The following is a 16,288-nucleotide window of genomic DNA, read 5'->3' on the forward strand; positions in this document are numbered from 1 at the left end:
ATCACTCAGGCGGTGGCACTCGCTCCGCAGGCCGCCAGCCCGGCCATGCCCAGCCCGGCGGTCGCGGCGGTGGCGGCAGTGCCGCCCGCCCCCGAGCCGCCGGAAGAGCCGCTGCGGCTGATCGAGCGGGTCGAGCCCGAATACCCGGCGGTGCTGCTGCGTGGCCGCGGCAGCGGCTCGGTGCTGGTGCAGTTCGAGGTCAAGCCCGATGGCACGGTGCAGGCGCCCGAGGTACTGAAGTCCAGCAATCAGCGCCTGGTCGCCAGCGTGCTGGCGGCGGTGGCGCGCTGGCGTTTCGCGCCGATCAGCAAGACCCGGGTGGCCACGGTGGAGGTCGGCTTCCGGCCTCCGGAGTGAGGCCGCATCACTGGCCCGGGCAGGCCGACAGCGCCGTGGCCATCGCTTCGATAAAGACCCGGGTGCGCAGCGGCATCAGCCGACGTCCGGGAAAGACCGCCCAGCAGGCGGCCGGTTCCAGCTCCCAGTCGGGCAGCACCCGCACCAGTTCGCCGCGGCTGACATAGGGCTGGGCGAAGTGGTCGCCCACGGCCGTGATGCCGACGCCGGCGCAGGCCAGGCGCAGCAGCATATCGGGCGCGTTGACCAGGCTGCGCTTGTCGGGCACGCCTTGCCACGCCAGGCCCTCGCTGCCGCGCCGCAGGCTCCAGGGCATGGGCTCGCCGGAGCGCGACAGAATCATCAGCCCATGCATGCTGCCCAGGGCCTCGGGCAGTTGCGGTTCTCCATGCAGGCGCAGATAGCTGGGGGCGGCGTACAGGCTGTTCGTGAACAGGGCCAGACGGCGCGCGGCGAGCTGACTGTCCTCGGGCAGATCGCCCATGCGCACCGCCAGATCGAAGCCCTCGGCGATCAGATCGACCCGGCGCGGCGACAGGTCCAGCTCCAGCGACACCTCCGGATACTCCAGGGCAAAGGCGCACAACATCGGCGCCAGTGCCTGATGGGCGAAGTCGGCCGGCATCGAGACCCGCAGCCGCCCGGTCGGGCGCTGCTGGCGGTGCAGGGCCAGCGACAGCGCGCCGTCCACCTCGGCGGCCACCGCCCGCGCATGTTCCAGCACCCCCTGGCCGAACTCGGTCAGGGTCAGGCGGCGGGTGCTGCGCTGCAATAGTTTCTCGCCCAGCCGTTCTTCGAGTGCCGCCAGGCGGCGCGAGACGGTGGATTTGGGCAGCTTGACCCGCTCGGCGGCGCGGCTGAAGGAGCCGGCCTCGGCCACGCGGGCAAACAGCAGTAGATCGTCGGCGTCCAGGCTCATATGGGCTTGATTGTCTCGTTGGTGGAACGATCTTATCCAGACTGCCGTCTTCTGTCTCGCGAGTCTGCCCAATACATTGGAGCCATCGTCAAGACGACGACCCAACCCACTACCGGAGCACCACCATGAACGTTCTGCAAATCAACTCCAGCGCCCGTCGTGTCCAGGACGGCCAAGGCTCTTTCTCCACCCGTCTGGCCAGCGAACTGGTCGAGGCCTTGAAGGCCCAGCATGCCGGCGCCAGCGTCACCGTGCGCGACCTGGGCCTGAACCCGACCCCCGTGATGGACGAGGCCGCCCTGGGCGCGCTGTTCACCCCGGCCGATGCGCGCAGCGCCGAGCAGAATGCCCGCGTGGCCGAGAACGATGCGCTGATCAATGAGCTGCAAGCCCATGATGCGATCGTGATCGGCGCACCGATGATCAACTTCGGCATCCCGACCCAGCTGAAGAACTGGATCGACGCGGTGGCCCGCGCCGGCACGACCTTCCGCTACACGGCCAACGGCCCCGAAGGCCTGGTCAAGGGCAAGAAGGTCTATGTGGTGCTGGCCCGCGGCGGCGTCTACCGCGACCAGCCCAGCGACACCATGGTGCCCTATCTGAAGACCGTGCTGGGCTTCCTGGGCATGACCGATGTCAGCTTCATCTATGCCGAAGGCCTGGCGATGGGCCCGGATGCCGAAGCCGCCGCAGTGGCCGGCGCCCGTGCGCAGATCGCCGAGCTGTTCAGCCCGGCTACGGTCTAATTCACTCTCATTCCCTATCGACAAGGAGCACCGACCAGGAGCCCCACCACCTTGACGCTGACCCAGCCGCGCGCGGGGGAGCGCCTGGTCGCCGGCCTGGCGACCAGCGATGGCGCCGGGGTCAAGCTGACCCGTGTGCTGACCAACACCTTGCAGCGCCGCCTGGACCCCTTTTTGATGCTGGACGCCTTTGGCTCGGACCAGGCCGATGACTACATCGCCGGCTTTCCCGACCATCCGCACCGCGGCTTCGAGACCATCAGCTATATGCTCGAAGGCCGGATGCGGCATCGCGACTCGGCCGGCAACGAGGGCTTGATCGAGGGCGGTGGCGTGCAATGGATGACCGCCGGCCGTGGCGTGATCCATAGCGAGCTGCCCGAGCAGCAGCAGGGCCGGATGGAAGGCTTCCAGCTGTGGCTCAACCTGCCGGCCAAGGACAAGCTGCGTGACCCTTGGTATCGCGACATCGCCAGCGCCGAGATCCCGGAGTTCGAGCAGGATGGCGTCAAGGTGCGCGTGATCGCCGGCGAGAGCCATGGCGTCAAGGGCGCGGTGCAGCGCGAGCACACCGAGCCGCTGTACCTGGACTTGCATCTGGCGCCTGGTGCGAGCTTCGAGCAGCTGCTGCCCGAGACGCACAACGCCTTTGTCTACGTCTATCGCGGCGCGCTGCGCTTCGAGACCGGCTGCACGGTGCCGCCGCAACGCATGGCGATACTGGCCAACACACCGGGGAGCGACGGTGTGCGGCTGGTGGCTGGCGATGAGCCGACCCGCGCGATCCTGATCGCCGGCAAGCCGCTGAACGAGCCGATCGCGCAGTACGGCCCCTTTGTGATGAACACCCAGGCCGAGCTGATGCAGGCGGTGCGTGACTTCCAGACGGGGAAGCTGGCCTGAGCGAATGCGCGCAAACCCCGGCCGCCTGCTATCGCAGCAGCCGGCCGAGCAGCCAGGCCAGGGTGCCGGCCGCGGCGCTGTAGCTCAGCGCCAGCAGCACGTAGGCGGCCAGGCTGGGACCGACGATCCATTCCCCCTGGCCCAGTCCCAGGCTCTTGAGCAGCGGCATCCAGACCAGCACCAGCAGCACGCCTGGTGTGGCCAGGCCCAGCAGCAGCCGCTCCAGCCACATTGGCAGTCCGCTGTTGACGGCGGCGAACAGCAGCGGCACCAGGGCGAAGTAGGCGGCCGTCGCCCCGCTTGCGATCCAGGCCGCCGACACGCTCATGGATTGACCGGGCAGTTGGGGGCGCGGCAGGCCAGGCGCTGCAGAGCGCGTGCGTCGAACGCCTTGCAGGAGAGCTGGTCGTCGCCCGACACCGTGAGCCGATCAGTTGGCGCTGCGCAGCAGCAGGGCTGGGCTCAGACGCAGCTGGCGCAGCAGATAGCGCGCACCCAGCCCCAGGCTCAGCGTGCTGACGCTGAGGGCCGTCAGGCCGCCGGTCCAGTACAGGCCGGCAGGGTCGAGGTCCAGCCGCCAGTGCAGCAGCGCGGTCGCCAGCAGGCTGCCGGCGACCATCGCAAAGCCGGCCGTCACCAGGGCCAGCAGCGCATATTCCCAGTACAGCAGCCGGCGCAGGCTGGACAGGCGCGCGCCCAGCGCGTGCATCACCGTGGAGTCATAGACCTGGCGGGTCCGGCTGGCCGCCACCACGCTGGCCAGCACCAGCAGGCTGGCGGCCAGGCAGACGCCAGCCACCACGGCCAGGCCGCTGCTGGCGCGCCCCATCAGCGCGCGGGTCTCGCGCAGCAAGGCCTCGGTGCGCACGCTGGCGATATTGGGTGCCGCCGCCGCCAGCCGGTCCTGAGCCCGCAGTGCGGCCTCGGCCGGCATGTAGGCGGCGCCGACATGGCGGGTGATGAAGGGGTCGAGCACGCCGTCGCTGAAGATGGCCTCCAGCCACAGGCGCGCCTGGGTGCGGCGCTGTGCATAGATCGCGGCCAGTTGCACATCCACGGCCGTGCCCATGATGTCGAACTGCAGCCGGTCGCCGACCTTCAGGCCCAGCTGATCGGCTTCGCGGTCTTCCATCGCCACCAGGGCGGCACCCGCATGATCGGCCGGCCACCAGGCGCCCCGCTCGACCACGACATCGTCGATATTGCCGGCCCGGCTGCTGAGCTTGTGCTCGTCGCGCGCCTCGCGTCGGCGCCGTTCGTCACCGCTGTCACGCAGGGCCGTGCCGTTGACGGCCACCAGCCGGCCCAGCACCAAGGGCGCGGTCTGCAACTGCTGCGGCCCGGGCTCGGCGCGCAAGGTGCGGCGCAGCAGATCGAGCTGATCGGTCTGCACGTCGTAGAACAACAGGGCCGGCGCCTTGTCGGGCAGGGTCTCGTTGACCATGCGCAGCAAGGCGGTCACCACCAGGGTGCAGGCCACCAGCAGGCTCAGCGCCGCGCCTAGCGACAGCAGGGCCGCACGCAGCGGCGAATTCGGTCGCTGCAGGCCAGCGAGGGCCAGGCGCAGCTCCAGCGGCAAGGCCCAGCGCTCGCTGGCCTGGGCCCGGCCGGCCAGCGAGCGCAGACCGCGAGTGAGGGCTTCGAGCAGCAGCAGCAGGGCGGCCGTGGCCGCAACAAAAGCCAGCCCGAAACGCCAGTCGGGCAGGGCCAGCACCAGCAGGGCCAGCAGGACCAGGCCGACCCCGGCGCTGAGCAGCCAGGCGCGCGTGGGGGTACGCAGGCTGCTGCCGTCCACGCTGCGAAACAGCGCCGCCGGCGTTACCGACAAGGCCCGCCCGAGGGCCGGCACGGCAAAGGCCAGTGCGGTCAGCAGGCCGAAGACAAAAGCCAGCAGCGAGGGGGCCAGCAGGCCCGCCAGTGCCGGTGCCAGCGGCAGCCGTTCGGCGGCGGCCAGCGTGCCCGCGAGTGCCAGCCCATTGCCCAGCAGCACACCGGTCAGGCTGGCCAGACTCGCCAGCATCAGGATCTGCAGCAGCACCATGCGCGCCAGCCGGCCATCGCGCAGGCCCAGGGCACGCAAGGTGGCCAGCGAGGCCAGCTTGCCCTGCAGATAGGCCTGCACGCTGTTGAACACCCCGAGCCCGCCGATGAAGAGCGCCGAGAAACCGATCAGCAGCAGGCCCGAGCCGATCTGGGCCAGCACCTCGGCCATGCGCTCGCTGCGCTGCTCGAAGCTGCGCACCTCGGCTTCCAGCAGCGGGAAGGCCCGCATGAAATCGCGCCGCCATTCACCGGCCGGCTGCTCGGTGCGAACCCGGTAGCGATACTCCAGCCGGCTCAGCGGCTGCACCAGGCCGGTGGCCTGCAGCGCGCCCTCGGCCACCAGTGCCGGCGCGCCGCTCCAGTCGGCCCGCAGGCTGCGATCAGGCTGGCGCAGGATCAGCGCGCGCAGCTCCAGACGAGCTGCGCCGATCTCCACCCATTGGCCGATGCTCAGCCCCAGACGGCGGGCCAGCACCGCGTCCAGCGCCGCGCCCCAGTGGCCCTCGCGTTCGCCCAGGGCCTGGGCCAGCGGCTGCGCCGGTTCCAGCAGCAGCTCGCCATAGAGCGGGTAGTGCGCATCGGCGCTGAGCAGCTCGACCAGCTCGGAGCGGCCCGAGGCGATGCGCAGCATGGTGCGCAACTCGATGCCGCTCGAGACCGTGCCCGAAGCCTGCATCCAGTCCAGCGCCTCGGCCGGCAGCGGCCGGCGCTGGGTGACCTCGACATCGCCGCCGAACAGCTGCCTGGCGTCGGCCTGCAAGGCATCGGCCACCTGTCGATACAGACCGCCGCCCGCTGCGACCAGGGCTACACCCAGCACCAGGCAGGCGAAGAAGATCCACAGGCTGCGGCCGCTGTGGCGCAGGTCGCGCCAGGCCAGGCTAAGCAGGAAGCGCATCGGCGCGGGCCTCGTGCAGCAAGCCCTCGTGCAGGCGCAGCACCCGCTCGCAGCGGGCCGCGAAGTCCAGGTCGTGGGTGACCAGGACCAGGGTGGTGCCGAGTTCGCGGTTCAGCTCGAACAGCAGCTCGCGCACCGAGGCCGCAGTCTGGTCATCCAGATTGCCGGTCGGCTCGTCGGCCAGCAGCAGGCGCGGCCGGTGCACCAGGGCGCGCGCGATCGCCACCCGCTGCTGTTCGCCGCCGGAGAGCTGGCCGGGGTAATGGTGCATGCGCTCGGCCAGGCCGACGCGCGCCAGCAGCTCGCGTGCCTTCTCGCGGGCGTCGCGCCGGCCGGCCATCTGCAGCGGCAGTGCGGCGTTGTCCAGCGCGCTGAGGCTGGGCAGCAGATGGAAGGACTGGAACACGATACCGATGCGATCACGCCGCAGATCGGCCAGGCCATCGGCATCGAGGGAGGCCAGGTCGACCCCGTCCACCGCGATGCGCCCGCTGGCTGGTCGCTCCAGGCCGCTGAGCAGCAGCAGCAGCGAGGTCTTGCCGGAGCCCGACGGGCCGGCCACCGCGACGCGCTGCCCGGCCTCGATGCGCAGGCTGATGTCGCGCAGCACCGCGATGGACCGGCCGCCGAGTTGGTAAGTCATCGAGAGCTGGTTGACTTCGATCATCGGGACATCCTAGTCGCAGACGCCAAGCCCTGCCGGCGTGCCAGGGCTTGGCGTCTGCGGCTAGACTGGGACGGCTTGGTCTGGCATGAAGGAGTTCCATGGGTGAGACGGCGGTTCTGGTGATCGATGTGCAGCGCGGGCTGTTCGAGCCCGAGCCGCGGCCCTTCGAGGCCGATGTGGTGGTGGCGCGCATCAATGCGCTGACCGCCCGGGCGCATCAGCAGGGTGTGCCGGTGGCCTTCATCCAGCATGAGACTGCCGAGGGCCTGCTGGCCTTTCATTCGGACAGCTGGCTATTGGAGTCAAAGCTGAGTATCGGCGTCGGCGATGCGCTCTTGCGCAAGACCACGCCGGATTCCTTTTTGCGCACCGGTCTGGCGGACTGGCTGGCCAAGCATGGCCGCCGGCGCGTCGTGCTATGCGGCTATGCCAGCGAGTTCTGCATCGACACGACCGCGCGCCGCGCCGCCGCGCTGGGTTTCGAGGTCGTGCTGGCGGCCGATGCCCACACCACGCACGACAAGCCGCATGCCAGTGCGGCCTTCATCCGCGAGCACCACAATGCCACGCTGTCCGAGATCAGCAGCTTCGGCCCGCGCATCAGTGCCGAGCCGAGTGCGCAGATCGATCTCGATCCCTGAGGATCAGGGCGCGCGCAGCGCCGGCACCTCGGGCGCCAGCAGGCGCTCGCCGTCATAGCCCCTGACCTCGCCAAAGCCCTGGCCGGCGTTCCAGTCGGCCGCGAAGCGGCGGATCTCGTCGGGGCTGCGGCCGACAAAGTTCCACCACAGCAGCAGCGGCTCCGGGAAGGGCGGGCCGCCCAGCAGCAGCAGCCGCGCGGCCGCCGCGCTGCGCAGCTGCAGCCGGGTCTGGCCGGGCGCGAGATAGAGCAGCTCGCCGGGCTGCAGCGAGGCGGTCTCGCCGTTGTCCAACTGCAGCGTCAGCTCGCCCTCCAGCGCCATCAGCCCGTGTTCGAAATGAGCTTGCAGCGCCAGCTCGGCCTCGGCCGCAGCGGCGCAGGCCAGGTCCATGCCCAGCAGTTCGGTATCGCTGGGCACCGGCGAGCGCGCGCCGCCGTGGCTGCCGACCAGCAGCGTGCCCGCGAAGCCGCCCAGGCTCAGCTGCGGCAGTTCGGCGAAGTGCTCGAAGCGCGGCGGGCCGAAGCGGCTGTGCTCCGGCAAGGCGATCCACAGCTGGGCCAGCTGCAGCCTGTCGGTCAGCGATTCCTCCGAGTGGCAGATGCCACGCCCGGCCGTCATCAGATTGACCTGGCCGGCGCGCAGGACCTGCTCGCTGCCCAGCGAGTCGCGATGCAGGATCTCGCCTTCTATCATCCAGCTGAAGGTCTGCAGCCCGGTGTGCGGATGCGGGCCGACCCGCATGCCCTGGCCCGGCGCCAGCGTGGCCGGGCCGGCATGGTCCATAAAGCACCAGGCGCCGACGGTGCGGCGGCCCACGACCGGCAAGGCGCGGCTGATCGGCAGGCCGCCGACCTCGCCTTGCTTGGCGGTGAAACGTTCAATCCAGGCCATCGAGGGCTCCTTTCGTCAGAGCGGCGATCATGCCTCAGACAGACCATCGAGGATGGGACAGTCGGGCCGCTCGTCGCCATGACAGCAGCTGGCCAAGGCCTCCAGGCTGCGTTTCATCGCCGTCATCTCGGCCAGGCGGCGGTCCAGGTCGGCCACATGGGCCAGCGCGATGCGCTTGACCTCGCTGCTGGCGCGCCGGCGGTTCTGCCAGAGCTTCAGCAGTTCGGTGATCTCGGCGATCGAGAAGCCCAGATCGCGGGCGCGGCGGATGAAGCGCAGCGTGTGCACCTCCTTGTCCGAATAGAGCCGGTAGCCGGCCTCGGTGCGCGCGACCTGAGGCAGCAGGCCCAGCGACTCGTAGTGCCGCAGCATCTTGGCCGAGACGCCCGAACGCGCGGCCGCCTCGCCGATATTGAACAGCGTGCTCATGTCGCCAGGCCCTTCCAGCGTTTCAGCAGCAGTGCATTGCCCAGCACCGAGACGCTGGACAGCGCCATCGCTGCGCCGGCGATCACCGGGTTCAGATAGCCCAGCGCCGCCAGCGGGATGCCGACGACGTTGTAGGCAAAGGCCCAGAACAGGTTCTGCCGGATCTTGGCGTAGGTGCGCTTGGAGATATCGATCGCATCGGCGACCAGGGCCGGGTTGCCGCGCATCAACGTGATGCCGGCCGCCGCCATCGCGACCTCGGTGCCGGTGGCCATCGCCATGCCGACATCGGCGGCCGCCAGCGCCGGAGCGTCGTTGATGCCGTCACCGACCATCGCGACATGCCGGCCCTGGGCCTTCAGTTCCGCGATGATGCGGGCCTTGTCCTCGGGCAGCAGCTCGGCGCGCAGCTCGTCAATGCCCAGCGTCTTGGCCACCGCCTGGGCGCTGCCGGCGTTGTCGCCGCTGAGCAGCAGGGTGCGTATGCCCAGCGCCTGCAGACGCTGCACGGCGACGGTGGCCTGAGGCTTCAAGGCATCGCCGAAGGCCAGCAGGCCGATCAGCCGCGGCTGTTCGCCGATCGCCGCCAGCCAGGACACGGTGCGGCCCTCGGCCTGCAGCGCGGTGGCACGTACCTGCTGCGGGCCCAGGTCGACGCCCAGCTCCTGCATCCAGCGGCCGCTGCCCAGGGCCAGGTCTTGCTGTTCGACGCGGGCCTGCACGCCGCGCCCGGCGACCGCGCGCAGATTCTCGCTGGCGGGCAGGGCCAGGTCTTGCGCCGCGACCCGAACCGCATGCGCCAGCGGATGCTCGCTGCCCGCCTGCAGCGCCGCGGCCCAGCGCAGCAGTTCCGGCGATCCCTCGGCCGCGATGAGCTGCGGCCGACCCTCGGTCAGCGTACCGGTCTTGTCCAGCGCCACCAGCTGCAGCCGGTGCGCCTGCTCCAGCGCCTGAGCGTCCTTGATCAGGATGCCGTGGCTGGCGGCGACACCGGTGCCGGCCATGATGGCGGCCGGTGTGGCCAGACCCAGCGCGCAGGGGCAGGCGATCACCAGCACCGCGACCGCGTTGAGCCAGGCCTGTTCCCAGTCACCGATACCGAGCCCCCAGCCCAGCAGCGTGATCAGCGCGATCATCAGCACCACCGGCACAAAGACCGCGCTGACCTGGTCGACCAGACGCTGGATCGGCGCCTTGTGGCCTTGCGCGTCCTCGACCATGCGGGCGATGCGGGCCAGCGTCGACTCGGCGCCCAGCGCCGTGCAGCGCAGGCGCAGCAGGCCCTCGCCGTTGACGCTGCCGCCGGTCAGGCGCGCACCGGGCTGCTTGGCCACCGGCAGGCTCTCACCGGTGATCAAGGACTCATCGACCTGGCTGTGGCCCTCCAGCAGCTCGCCGTCGACCGGGATGCGCTCACCCGGCCGCACGATCAGCTCGTCGCCCAGGCGCAGCGCGGCGATCGGCAGCTCCTGCTCGCGGCCATCTCGGATGACGCGGGCGGTCTGTGGCTGCAGCGCCTGCAGCGCGCGGATCGCGGCGGTGGTCTGGCGCTTGGCGCGCGCTTCCAGCCATTTGCCCAGGAGCACCAAGGTGATCACGACGGCCGAGGACTCGAAGTACAGCGCATGGGCCGAGGCGCCCCCCAGCAGGTGGTAGAGGCTCAGGCCGAAGGCTGCGCTGGTACCCAGCGCGACCAGCAGGTCCATATTGCCGCTGCCGGCCCGGGCGGCGGCCCAGCCGGCCTTGTAGAAGCGCGCGCCCAGCCAGAACTGCACCGGTGCGCTCAGCAGCAGCTGCAGCCAGCCATCAATCATCCAGTGCCGGCCCGCCAGCATGCCCAGCATCGGCACGACCAGCGGGGCCGAGAGCAGCGCGGCGATCAGCACCGGCCAGCCGCTTTGTGCCCAGGCCGGCTTGGCCTCGCCCGCGGCATCCGCATTCAATGCCGCGCTGTAGCCGGCTTTGGCGACGGCCTGCAGCAGCGCTTCGGTCGACTGGCCGGCCAGCAGGCGCACGCTGGCGGTTTCGGTGGCCAGATTGACCTCGGCGCTCAGCACACCTGGCTGCTTGCGCAAGGCCTTCTCGACCCGGCCGACGCAGGAGGCGCAGGTCATACCGCTGATTGCCAGGGTCAGGTCTTGTGTCCGCAGCCCGTAACCGGCCTTCTCGATGGCCGCGCGCAGCGTGTCCAGCCCGGCCGGGCCGGCGACGGTCGCGGCCTCGCTGGCCAGGTTGACCTCGGCCCGGCTGACGCCGGCAACCGCTCGCAGGGCTTTTTCGACACGGCCGACGCAGGACGCGCAGCTCATGCCGCTGATGGGCAGGGTGGTGATGGTGTTCATGAGGGCAGTCTGGAGCTTGCCATTATGGGAAGGTCAAGCCTCAAATTGCGCTTGACCTTGCCACGATGGCAGACTTTAAGCTGCCGACATCAACCGTCCTCAGGAGTACCAGCACCATGCATCAATTCCATCTGCCCGATATGACTTGCGGCCATTGCGTTGCCACCGTCACCGAGACCGTCAAGGCCCTGGACGCCGCGGCGACGCTGGAGTTCGAGCGCGAGGCCCGGCGCGTGCGCATCGGCAGCGAGCTGGGCCGCGAGGTGCTGGCCCGGGCGCTCAGCGAGGCGGGCTACACGCCGGCCACCGAAGTCCTCTGAGGCCCTGGACTTTGGCGGCCGGGCGCCGCCACAATGGGCCAGGACCCTCAGGGAGCGGCTCATGGACAGCGCGACGGTCAACCCGCACTACCTCGACCATGTGATGGTCAGCGCCGGGCGCAGCAGCGTCGAGGCCAGCGAGGATATCGTCAGCGGCAGCGGCCAGAAGCTGCTGGCCAAGGGCGCGAAGCTGGACGAGGCGACGCGTGAGCGCCTGCTGCAGCACAAGCTGGCGAAGCCGCTGGAGGACTGCCTGCGGGTCGAGGGCGGCCTGACGCCGGAGCGCTTCGGCCCGGTGGCGGCGGCCCTGCTGGACGACTACCCGCTGCTGCGTGCCTTGTGCGGTGCCGAGCCGGCGGTGCCGCTGGCGCTGACCCGGCTGCGCCTGAGCGCCCCGCTGCAATCGTTGCTGAGCGTCTATGCCGACTGTGGCGCTGATCGGCTGCGCCATGCAGTGGGCGTGGCCCTGATGGCGCGGGCGCTGGCGCGGCGCCTGCTCGGTGGCGACATCGAGGCCCAGCGCCGGCTCGCGCTGGCCGGCCTGGTGCACGATGTGGGCGAGCTCTATATCGACCCCGCCTATCTGCGCCGCGACACGCCGCTGCAGGCCGAGCAGTGGAAGCACATCGTCACCCATCCGCTGGTCGGCCAGCGGGTCTTGCAAGGCATGGACGGCGCAGGGCCGGCGCTGGCCGAGCTGGTGCTCAGCCATCACGAGCGGCTCGATGGCTTCGGCTACCCGCGCGGGCTGGCCGGCGGGCAGTTCGGCATCGAGGCCCAGGCCTTGGCGGCGGCCGAGTGGCTGATGGGCCTGCTGGAGAGTGGGTCCAGCCTGGTGGCCCATGCCAGCGTGGCGACGCGCCTGATCCCGGGCGAGTTCGGCCCGGCCCTGCTGGAGGCCTTGCGCGCCGCCGGTCGAGCCAGCGATGCCGGCGGCCATCTGGCCGATGAACACCGCAGCCTGGAGGCGGCCTTGCCGCAGGCACTGCGGGTGTCGGAGCTGCTGCAGCGCTTTCGCGAGATCCGGCCGCAGCTGCGCGAGCGGCTGAGCGAGGGTTCGCCCGAGCTGCGCAGCATGCTGGCGCTGTGCGGACAGCGCATCGACCAGCTGCAGCAGTCCTTCAGCAGCGCGGGCCTGGACCTGCACGGGCCCGAGCATGTGCTGCGCCTGCTGGCGCGCCGCGATCCCGAGGTGCAGCAGGAGGTGCTGGCCCTGGTGCGCGAATTCGCCTGGCGCTTGCGCGAGCTGGAGCGTGCCTCGCTGATGCGGGCCGGTCTGATGGGCCCCGAGGATCTGGCCCTGGTGCAGACCTTGATCGAGGCGGTGCGTGGCGCGGCGCTGCAGCCCGCCGAGGCCTGAAAGCCCCGGCTCAGGACCCGCGCGAGCGCGCGCCACCCGAGCCCAGCTGGCGCAGCTGCAGCACGGGCTCGCCGGCATAGACCACATCGCCCGAGCCATACAGCCGCAGCAGCAGCCGCTCGCTGCGGCCCAGCTGGCTGTCGCCGCTGCCCCAGCAGGCCAGTTCGAGATGCTGGCCGTCCAGTGCGCCGGCATGGACGCCGCCGGAGCCACTGATGCGCCACTGCTGCTGAGCAGCCCAGCCGGCCGCATGCACCCTGCCCGAGCCGTGCAGGCTGGCCTGCCAGTGCGGCGCGCGCAGGCGCTCGATATGCAGATCGCCGGAGCCGCCCAGCTTGGCCTCGGCGCGTTCGCCGACCTCGACCCGGCCCAGGCGCAGATCACCCGAGCCGCTGATGTCGATCAGCAGCTGGCGGGCCCGCAGCCGGTCCAGGCTGAGCCGGCCGCTGCCGCTGAGCTCCAGGCTGATCAGCTCGGCCTGCAGCTCAGGCAGCGTGACATCGGCGCCACCGGCAATGCTGAGCCGGCTCAGCCGCGCCGGCAGCGGCAGCCGCGCCGAGAGCCGGCCGCGCTGGCCGGGGTCTGCGCTCAGCACCAGGGTGTTGCCCTCGCGCGCGCGGCGCAAGCCCTTGAGCTGCTCGCGCTGCGCGGATTCGGCAGCCCCTGTGTCCAGCACCAGGTCTACCGGACCCTCGATGCGCAGTGCGGTGACGGTCTCGTCCTGCAGGCTGACCTGGGCGCAGGCCGCCAGCAGGGCAAGACCTGCCACCAGGGCGGTCCGGCGGGTGGTGGGCTTCATCGACACTCCTCGCTTCATGATGGCGGCCACTGTGCCGCCACCGCGATGAAGCATCGATGAAGAAAGAAAGAAAGCGCCTCGCTGGATCAGGCTTTCTTCAGCAGCGCGGTGTCGATCGGCAGGCTGCGGATGCGCTTGCCGGTGGCCGCGAAGATCGCGTTGGCCAGGGCCGGCGCGATCGGCGGCGTGCCGGGTTCGCCGATGCCGCCGGGCGCTTCCTGACTGGGCAGGATATGCACTTCCACCTTCGGCATCTCGCTCAGGCGCAGCACCGGGTAGTCATGGAAATTGCCCTGCTCGACCCGGCCGTCCTTGTGGGTGATCTTGCCGTAGAGCGCGGCGGACAGGCCGTAGACGATGCCGCCCTCGATCTGGCGCGCGATGGTCAGCGGATTGACGGTCTGGCCGCAATCGACGGCCGCGACGACGCGGTGCACCTTGGGCGTGCCATCGTCGGCCACCGAGATCTCNATGGTCAGCGGATTGACGGTCTGGCCGCAATCGACGGCCGCGACGACGCGGTGCACCTTGGGCGTGCCATCGTCGGCCACCGAGATCTCTGCAACCTCGGCGACATAGCTGCCGAAGCTCTCGGCCACCGCGATGCCGCGAAAGCGCCCTTTGGCGAGCGGTTTGCCCCAGCCGGCCTTGGTGGCCGCCGCCTCCAGCACGGCCTTGTGGCGCGGCTTCTTGGCCAGCAGGGCCAGGCGGAACTGCAGCGGGTCGGCCTTGGCCGCGGCGGCCATCTCGTCGACAAAGCTCTCGATGAAGAAGGCGTTCTGCGAATGGCCCACCGAGCGCCAGAACCAGACCTGCGGGCCGGGTTCGGCGCGGCCGTAGGCGATGCGCTGGTTCGGGATGTCGTAGGGCTGGTCGGCCAGACCCTCGACCGCCATCGCGTCGACGCCGTTCTCCGGAATCTTCATAAAGCCCGAGGCCGCCATGATGGAGGGGCTGCCGATGTCGGCGCGCAGCGCGGTGGCCCGGCCCTTGTCGTCCAGCGCGGCTTCAAAACGCACCAGCGAGGCCGGGCGGTAGTAGCCGGCCGCCATATCGTCCTCGCGGGTGTAGATCAGCTTGACCGGCCGGCCGCTGGCCTTGGACAGCAGCACCGCATCGATCGCGAAGTCGGGCGCGAAGCGGCGGCCGAACCCCCCGCCCAGCAGCAGGGTGTTGACCTTGACCTTGGCCGGTGTGGCCTGGGCCACCTGACCGAGGATGCCCTGCGCCGGGCCCTGGCTCTGCGTGCCGGCCCAGATCGTGACCTCGTCCCCCTTGACCCAGGCCAGGCAGTTCAGCGGCTCCATGCAGGCATGGGCCAGATAAGGCACCTCGTAGCTGGCGCTCAGCGTCTTGTCGGAGGTGGCAATCGCATCCTTCAGATTGCCCTGATCGACCGCCACCGCCTCGGCATTGTCGGCCGCGCTGGCCAGCATCGCGCTGACCTTGGCGCTGGACAGATCGGCATGCGGGCCCAGATCCCATTGCACGGCGAGCGCATCGCGACCCTGCTTGGCGGCCCAGTAGCCATCGGCCAGCACCGCGACGCCGCCGGGTATCGTGATGAGCTGCTGCACGCCCTTGATCGCGCGGGCCTTGGCCTCGTCCATGCTCCTGGGCTTGGCACCGGCGATCGGCGCACGCGCCATCACCGCGACCAGCATGCCCTCGACCTGGGCGTCGATGCCGAACTTGGCCGTGCCATTGACCTTGGCCGGCGTGTCCAGGCGGCGCGTCGGCTTGCCCAGGATCTTGAAGTCCTTGCTGGCCTTCAGGGTGGGCTTGGCCGGCACCGGCTGCTGCGCGGCGGCTGCCACCAGCGCGCCATAGGCCAGCTTCTTGCCACCGGGGCCGATCACATGGCCGGCCTCGGTGCGCAGGCTGGCCGGCTCGACCTTCCATTGCGCGGCGGCGGCGGCCACCAGCATCTCGCGCGCGGCCGCACCGGCCTGGCGCACCGGCAGCCAGTGGGCGCGCACCGTGGTGCTGCCGCCGGTGGCCTGCATGCCGAACATCGGGTTGTTATAGGCCTGGTCGACCGGGGCCTGCTCGACGCCGACCAGTCTCCAGTCGGCGTCCAGTTCCTCGGCCACCAGCATCGGGATCGCGGTCAGCACGCCCTGGCCCATCTCGGCCGAGCCACAGATCACGGTGATGCGGTTGTCGGGCGTGATGCGCAGCCAGGCATTGGGCGCGAAGGTATTGCTGGCCTGGGCGCGGGCGCCCTGCAAGGGCAAGGCAAAGCCCAGGCTCAGCGCGGCACTCGACTGGAGGAATTCGCGGCGGTTGGTGCTGGTCATGATCAGCCTCCCTTGGCCAGCGAAGCGGCGGCGTCATGGATGGCGGCGCGGATCTGGTTGTAGGTGCCGCAGCGGCAGAGGTTGCCACTCATCGCGCCGTCGATGTCGGCATCGCTGGGCTTTCTCTTGGCGGCCAGCAAGGCGCAGGCGCTCATGATCTGGCCGCTCTGGCAGTAGCCGCACTGCGGCACATCGATCTTGACCCAGGCGGCCTGCACGGCCTTGCCGGTCTTGCTGGCGGCGATGCCCTCGATCGTGGTGACCTTCTTGCCGGCGGCGGCCGAGACCGGGGTCGAGCAGGAGCGGATCGGCTGGCCGTCCAGATGCACGGTGCAGGCGCCGCACAGCGCCATGCCGCAGCCGAACTTGGTGCCGGTCAGTTGCAGGTCTTCGCGCAGCGCCCACAGCAGGGGTTCGTTGGGGTCGGCGTCGAGCGAAACGGGCTTGCCGTTGACGGTGAACTTGATCATCGGGTGCTCCTCTTGCGGGAAGTAAGGGCTGGAGGTGGCGGCGAGCCTACACCGTTTGCGGCGCGCTTGCACGCGCGCGCCTCAGCCCGGCCCCAGCGCGGTCAGCACCGGCGTCAGCGCCGCCTCGACGCGCGCCTGGGCGGCGTCCAGCAGGGCCGCCTCGTCGCCAGGCAAGACCTGACCCAGGGCCCGGGCGGCGC

Annotated in this window: 16 protein-coding genes; 6 read left to right on the forward strand and 10 right to left on the reverse strand. The window is 70.4% G+C overall.

Translation table 11 applies throughout. The features are described from left to right. The coding region (locus PO768_RS23635; protein WP_272647986.1) for an energy transducer TonB at positions 1-357 on the forward strand (357 nt) is incomplete at its 5' end. Between the two features lie 7 nt (positions 358-364). Here the strand turns inward: PO768_RS23635 and PO768_RS23640 are convergent. Continuing rightward, complete coding sequence (locus PO768_RS23640) at positions 365-1,276, reverse strand: LysR family transcriptional regulator (RefSeq protein ID WP_137941328.1); 912 nt, start codon at positions 1,274-1,276, stop codon at positions 365-367. A 125-nt stretch (positions 1,277-1,401) separates the two neighbouring features. Here PO768_RS23640 and PO768_RS23645 point away from each other — a divergent pair, with 125 nt between their 5' ends. Beyond that, entirely contained in the window at positions 1,402-2,025 is a 624-nt protein-coding gene (locus tag PO768_RS23645; RefSeq protein WP_137941329.1) for an FMN-dependent NADH-azoreductase, read from the forward strand. A gap of 51 nt (positions 2,026-2,076) precedes the next feature. Next, a complete protein-coding gene (locus PO768_RS23650) occupies positions 2,077-2,928 on the forward strand; it encodes a pirin family protein (protein ID WP_272647987.1) in 852 nt (283 codons plus the stop codon). Positions 2,929-2,956: 28 nt separating this feature from the next. Here PO768_RS23650 and PO768_RS23655 read toward each other — a convergent pair whose 3' ends face one another. From PO768_RS23655 to PO768_RS23665, 3 genes are all read right to left on the reverse strand, one after another. Continuing rightward, on the reverse strand, positions 2,957-3,256 hold the full coding sequence (locus tag PO768_RS23655; protein ID WP_272647988.1) for a hypothetical protein: 300 nt from the start codon (positions 3,254-3,256) through the stop codon (positions 2,957-2,959). A gap of 102 nt (positions 3,257-3,358) precedes the next feature. After that, on the reverse strand, positions 3,359-5,869 hold the full coding sequence (locus tag PO768_RS23660; protein ID WP_272647989.1) for an ABC transporter permease: 2,511 nt from the start codon (positions 5,867-5,869) through the stop codon (positions 3,359-3,361). Beyond that, positions 5,853-6,536, reverse strand: coding sequence for an ABC transporter ATP-binding protein (locus PO768_RS23665; RefSeq protein WP_272647990.1), 684 nt, complete (start codon positions 6,534-6,536; stop codon positions 5,853-5,855). Before PO768_RS23665 ends, PO768_RS23660 begins: the two co-directional genes overlap by 17 nt. 98 nt (positions 6,537-6,634) lie before the next feature. Here PO768_RS23665 and PO768_RS23670 point away from each other — a divergent pair, with 98 nt between their 5' ends. After that, complete coding sequence (locus tag PO768_RS23670; RefSeq protein WP_272647991.1) at positions 6,635-7,177, forward strand: cysteine hydrolase family protein; 543 nt, start codon at positions 6,635-6,637, stop codon at positions 7,175-7,177. Between the two features lie 3 nt (positions 7,178-7,180). Here the strand turns inward: PO768_RS23670 and PO768_RS23675 are convergent, their stop codons facing one another. Genes PO768_RS23675 through PO768_RS23685 form a run of 3 tightly spaced genes read right to left on the reverse strand, consistent with a single transcriptional unit; the run spans position 7,181 to position 10,839 of the window. Then, positions 7,181-8,068: a pirin family protein gene (locus PO768_RS23675; protein ID WP_272647992.1), complete on the reverse strand. Its 888-nt coding sequence runs from the start codon at positions 8,066-8,068 to the stop codon at positions 7,181-7,183. Between the two features lie 27 nt (positions 8,069-8,095). Then, positions 8,096-8,497 (reverse strand): Cu(I)-responsive transcriptional regulator, encoded by a 402-nt coding sequence (cueR, locus tag PO768_RS23680; protein WP_137941337.1) that lies wholly within the window; start codon positions 8,495-8,497, stop codon positions 8,096-8,098. Beyond that, positions 8,494-10,839: a heavy metal translocating P-type ATPase gene (locus PO768_RS23685; protein ID WP_272647993.1), complete on the reverse strand. Its 2,346-nt coding sequence runs from the start codon at positions 10,837-10,839 to the stop codon at positions 8,494-8,496. The genes cueR and PO768_RS23685 overlap by 4 nt, the downstream gene beginning before the upstream one ends. 116 nt (positions 10,840-10,955) lie before the next feature. Here PO768_RS23685 and PO768_RS23690 point away from each other — a divergent pair, with 116 nt between their 5' ends. Both PO768_RS23690 and PO768_RS23695 read left to right on the forward strand, forming a co-directional pair. Then, the gene (locus PO768_RS23690) at positions 10,956-11,159 is read left to right on the forward strand and encodes a heavy-metal-associated domain-containing protein (RefSeq protein WP_137941339.1); all 204 of its coding nucleotides are present in this window, start codon (positions 10,956-10,958) and stop codon (positions 11,157-11,159) included. A gap of 61 nt (positions 11,160-11,220) precedes the next feature. Then, positions 11,221-12,519, forward strand: coding sequence for an HD-GYP domain-containing protein (locus PO768_RS23695; RefSeq protein WP_272647994.1), 1,299 nt, complete (start codon positions 11,221-11,223; stop codon positions 12,517-12,519). Positions 12,520-12,529: 10 nt separating this feature from the next. Here PO768_RS23695 and PO768_RS23700 read toward each other — a convergent pair whose 3' ends face one another. From PO768_RS23700 to PO768_RS23710, 3 genes are all read right to left on the reverse strand, one after another. Then, on the reverse strand, positions 12,530-13,318 hold the full coding sequence (locus PO768_RS23700) for a GIN domain-containing protein (RefSeq protein ID WP_272647995.1): 789 nt from the start codon (positions 13,316-13,318) through the stop codon (positions 12,530-12,532). 86 nt (positions 13,319-13,404) lie between these two features. Continuing rightward, complete coding sequence (locus PO768_RS23705; protein ID WP_272647996.1) at positions 13,405-15,618, reverse strand: xanthine dehydrogenase family protein molybdopterin-binding subunit; 2,214 nt, start codon at positions 15,616-15,618, stop codon at positions 13,405-13,407. Between the two features lie 2 nt (positions 15,619-15,620). Next, positions 15,621-16,088 (reverse strand): (2Fe-2S)-binding protein, encoded by a 468-nt coding sequence (locus PO768_RS23710; protein ID WP_272647997.1) that lies wholly within the window; start codon positions 16,086-16,088, stop codon positions 15,621-15,623. Between the last annotated feature and the right edge of the window lie 200 nt (positions 16,089-16,288).

The sequence above is a fragment of the Paucibacter sp. XJ19-41 genome, from assembly GCF_028462495.1.
Lineage (GTDB): Bacteria > Pseudomonadota > Gammaproteobacteria > Burkholderiales > Burkholderiaceae_C > Roseateles_E.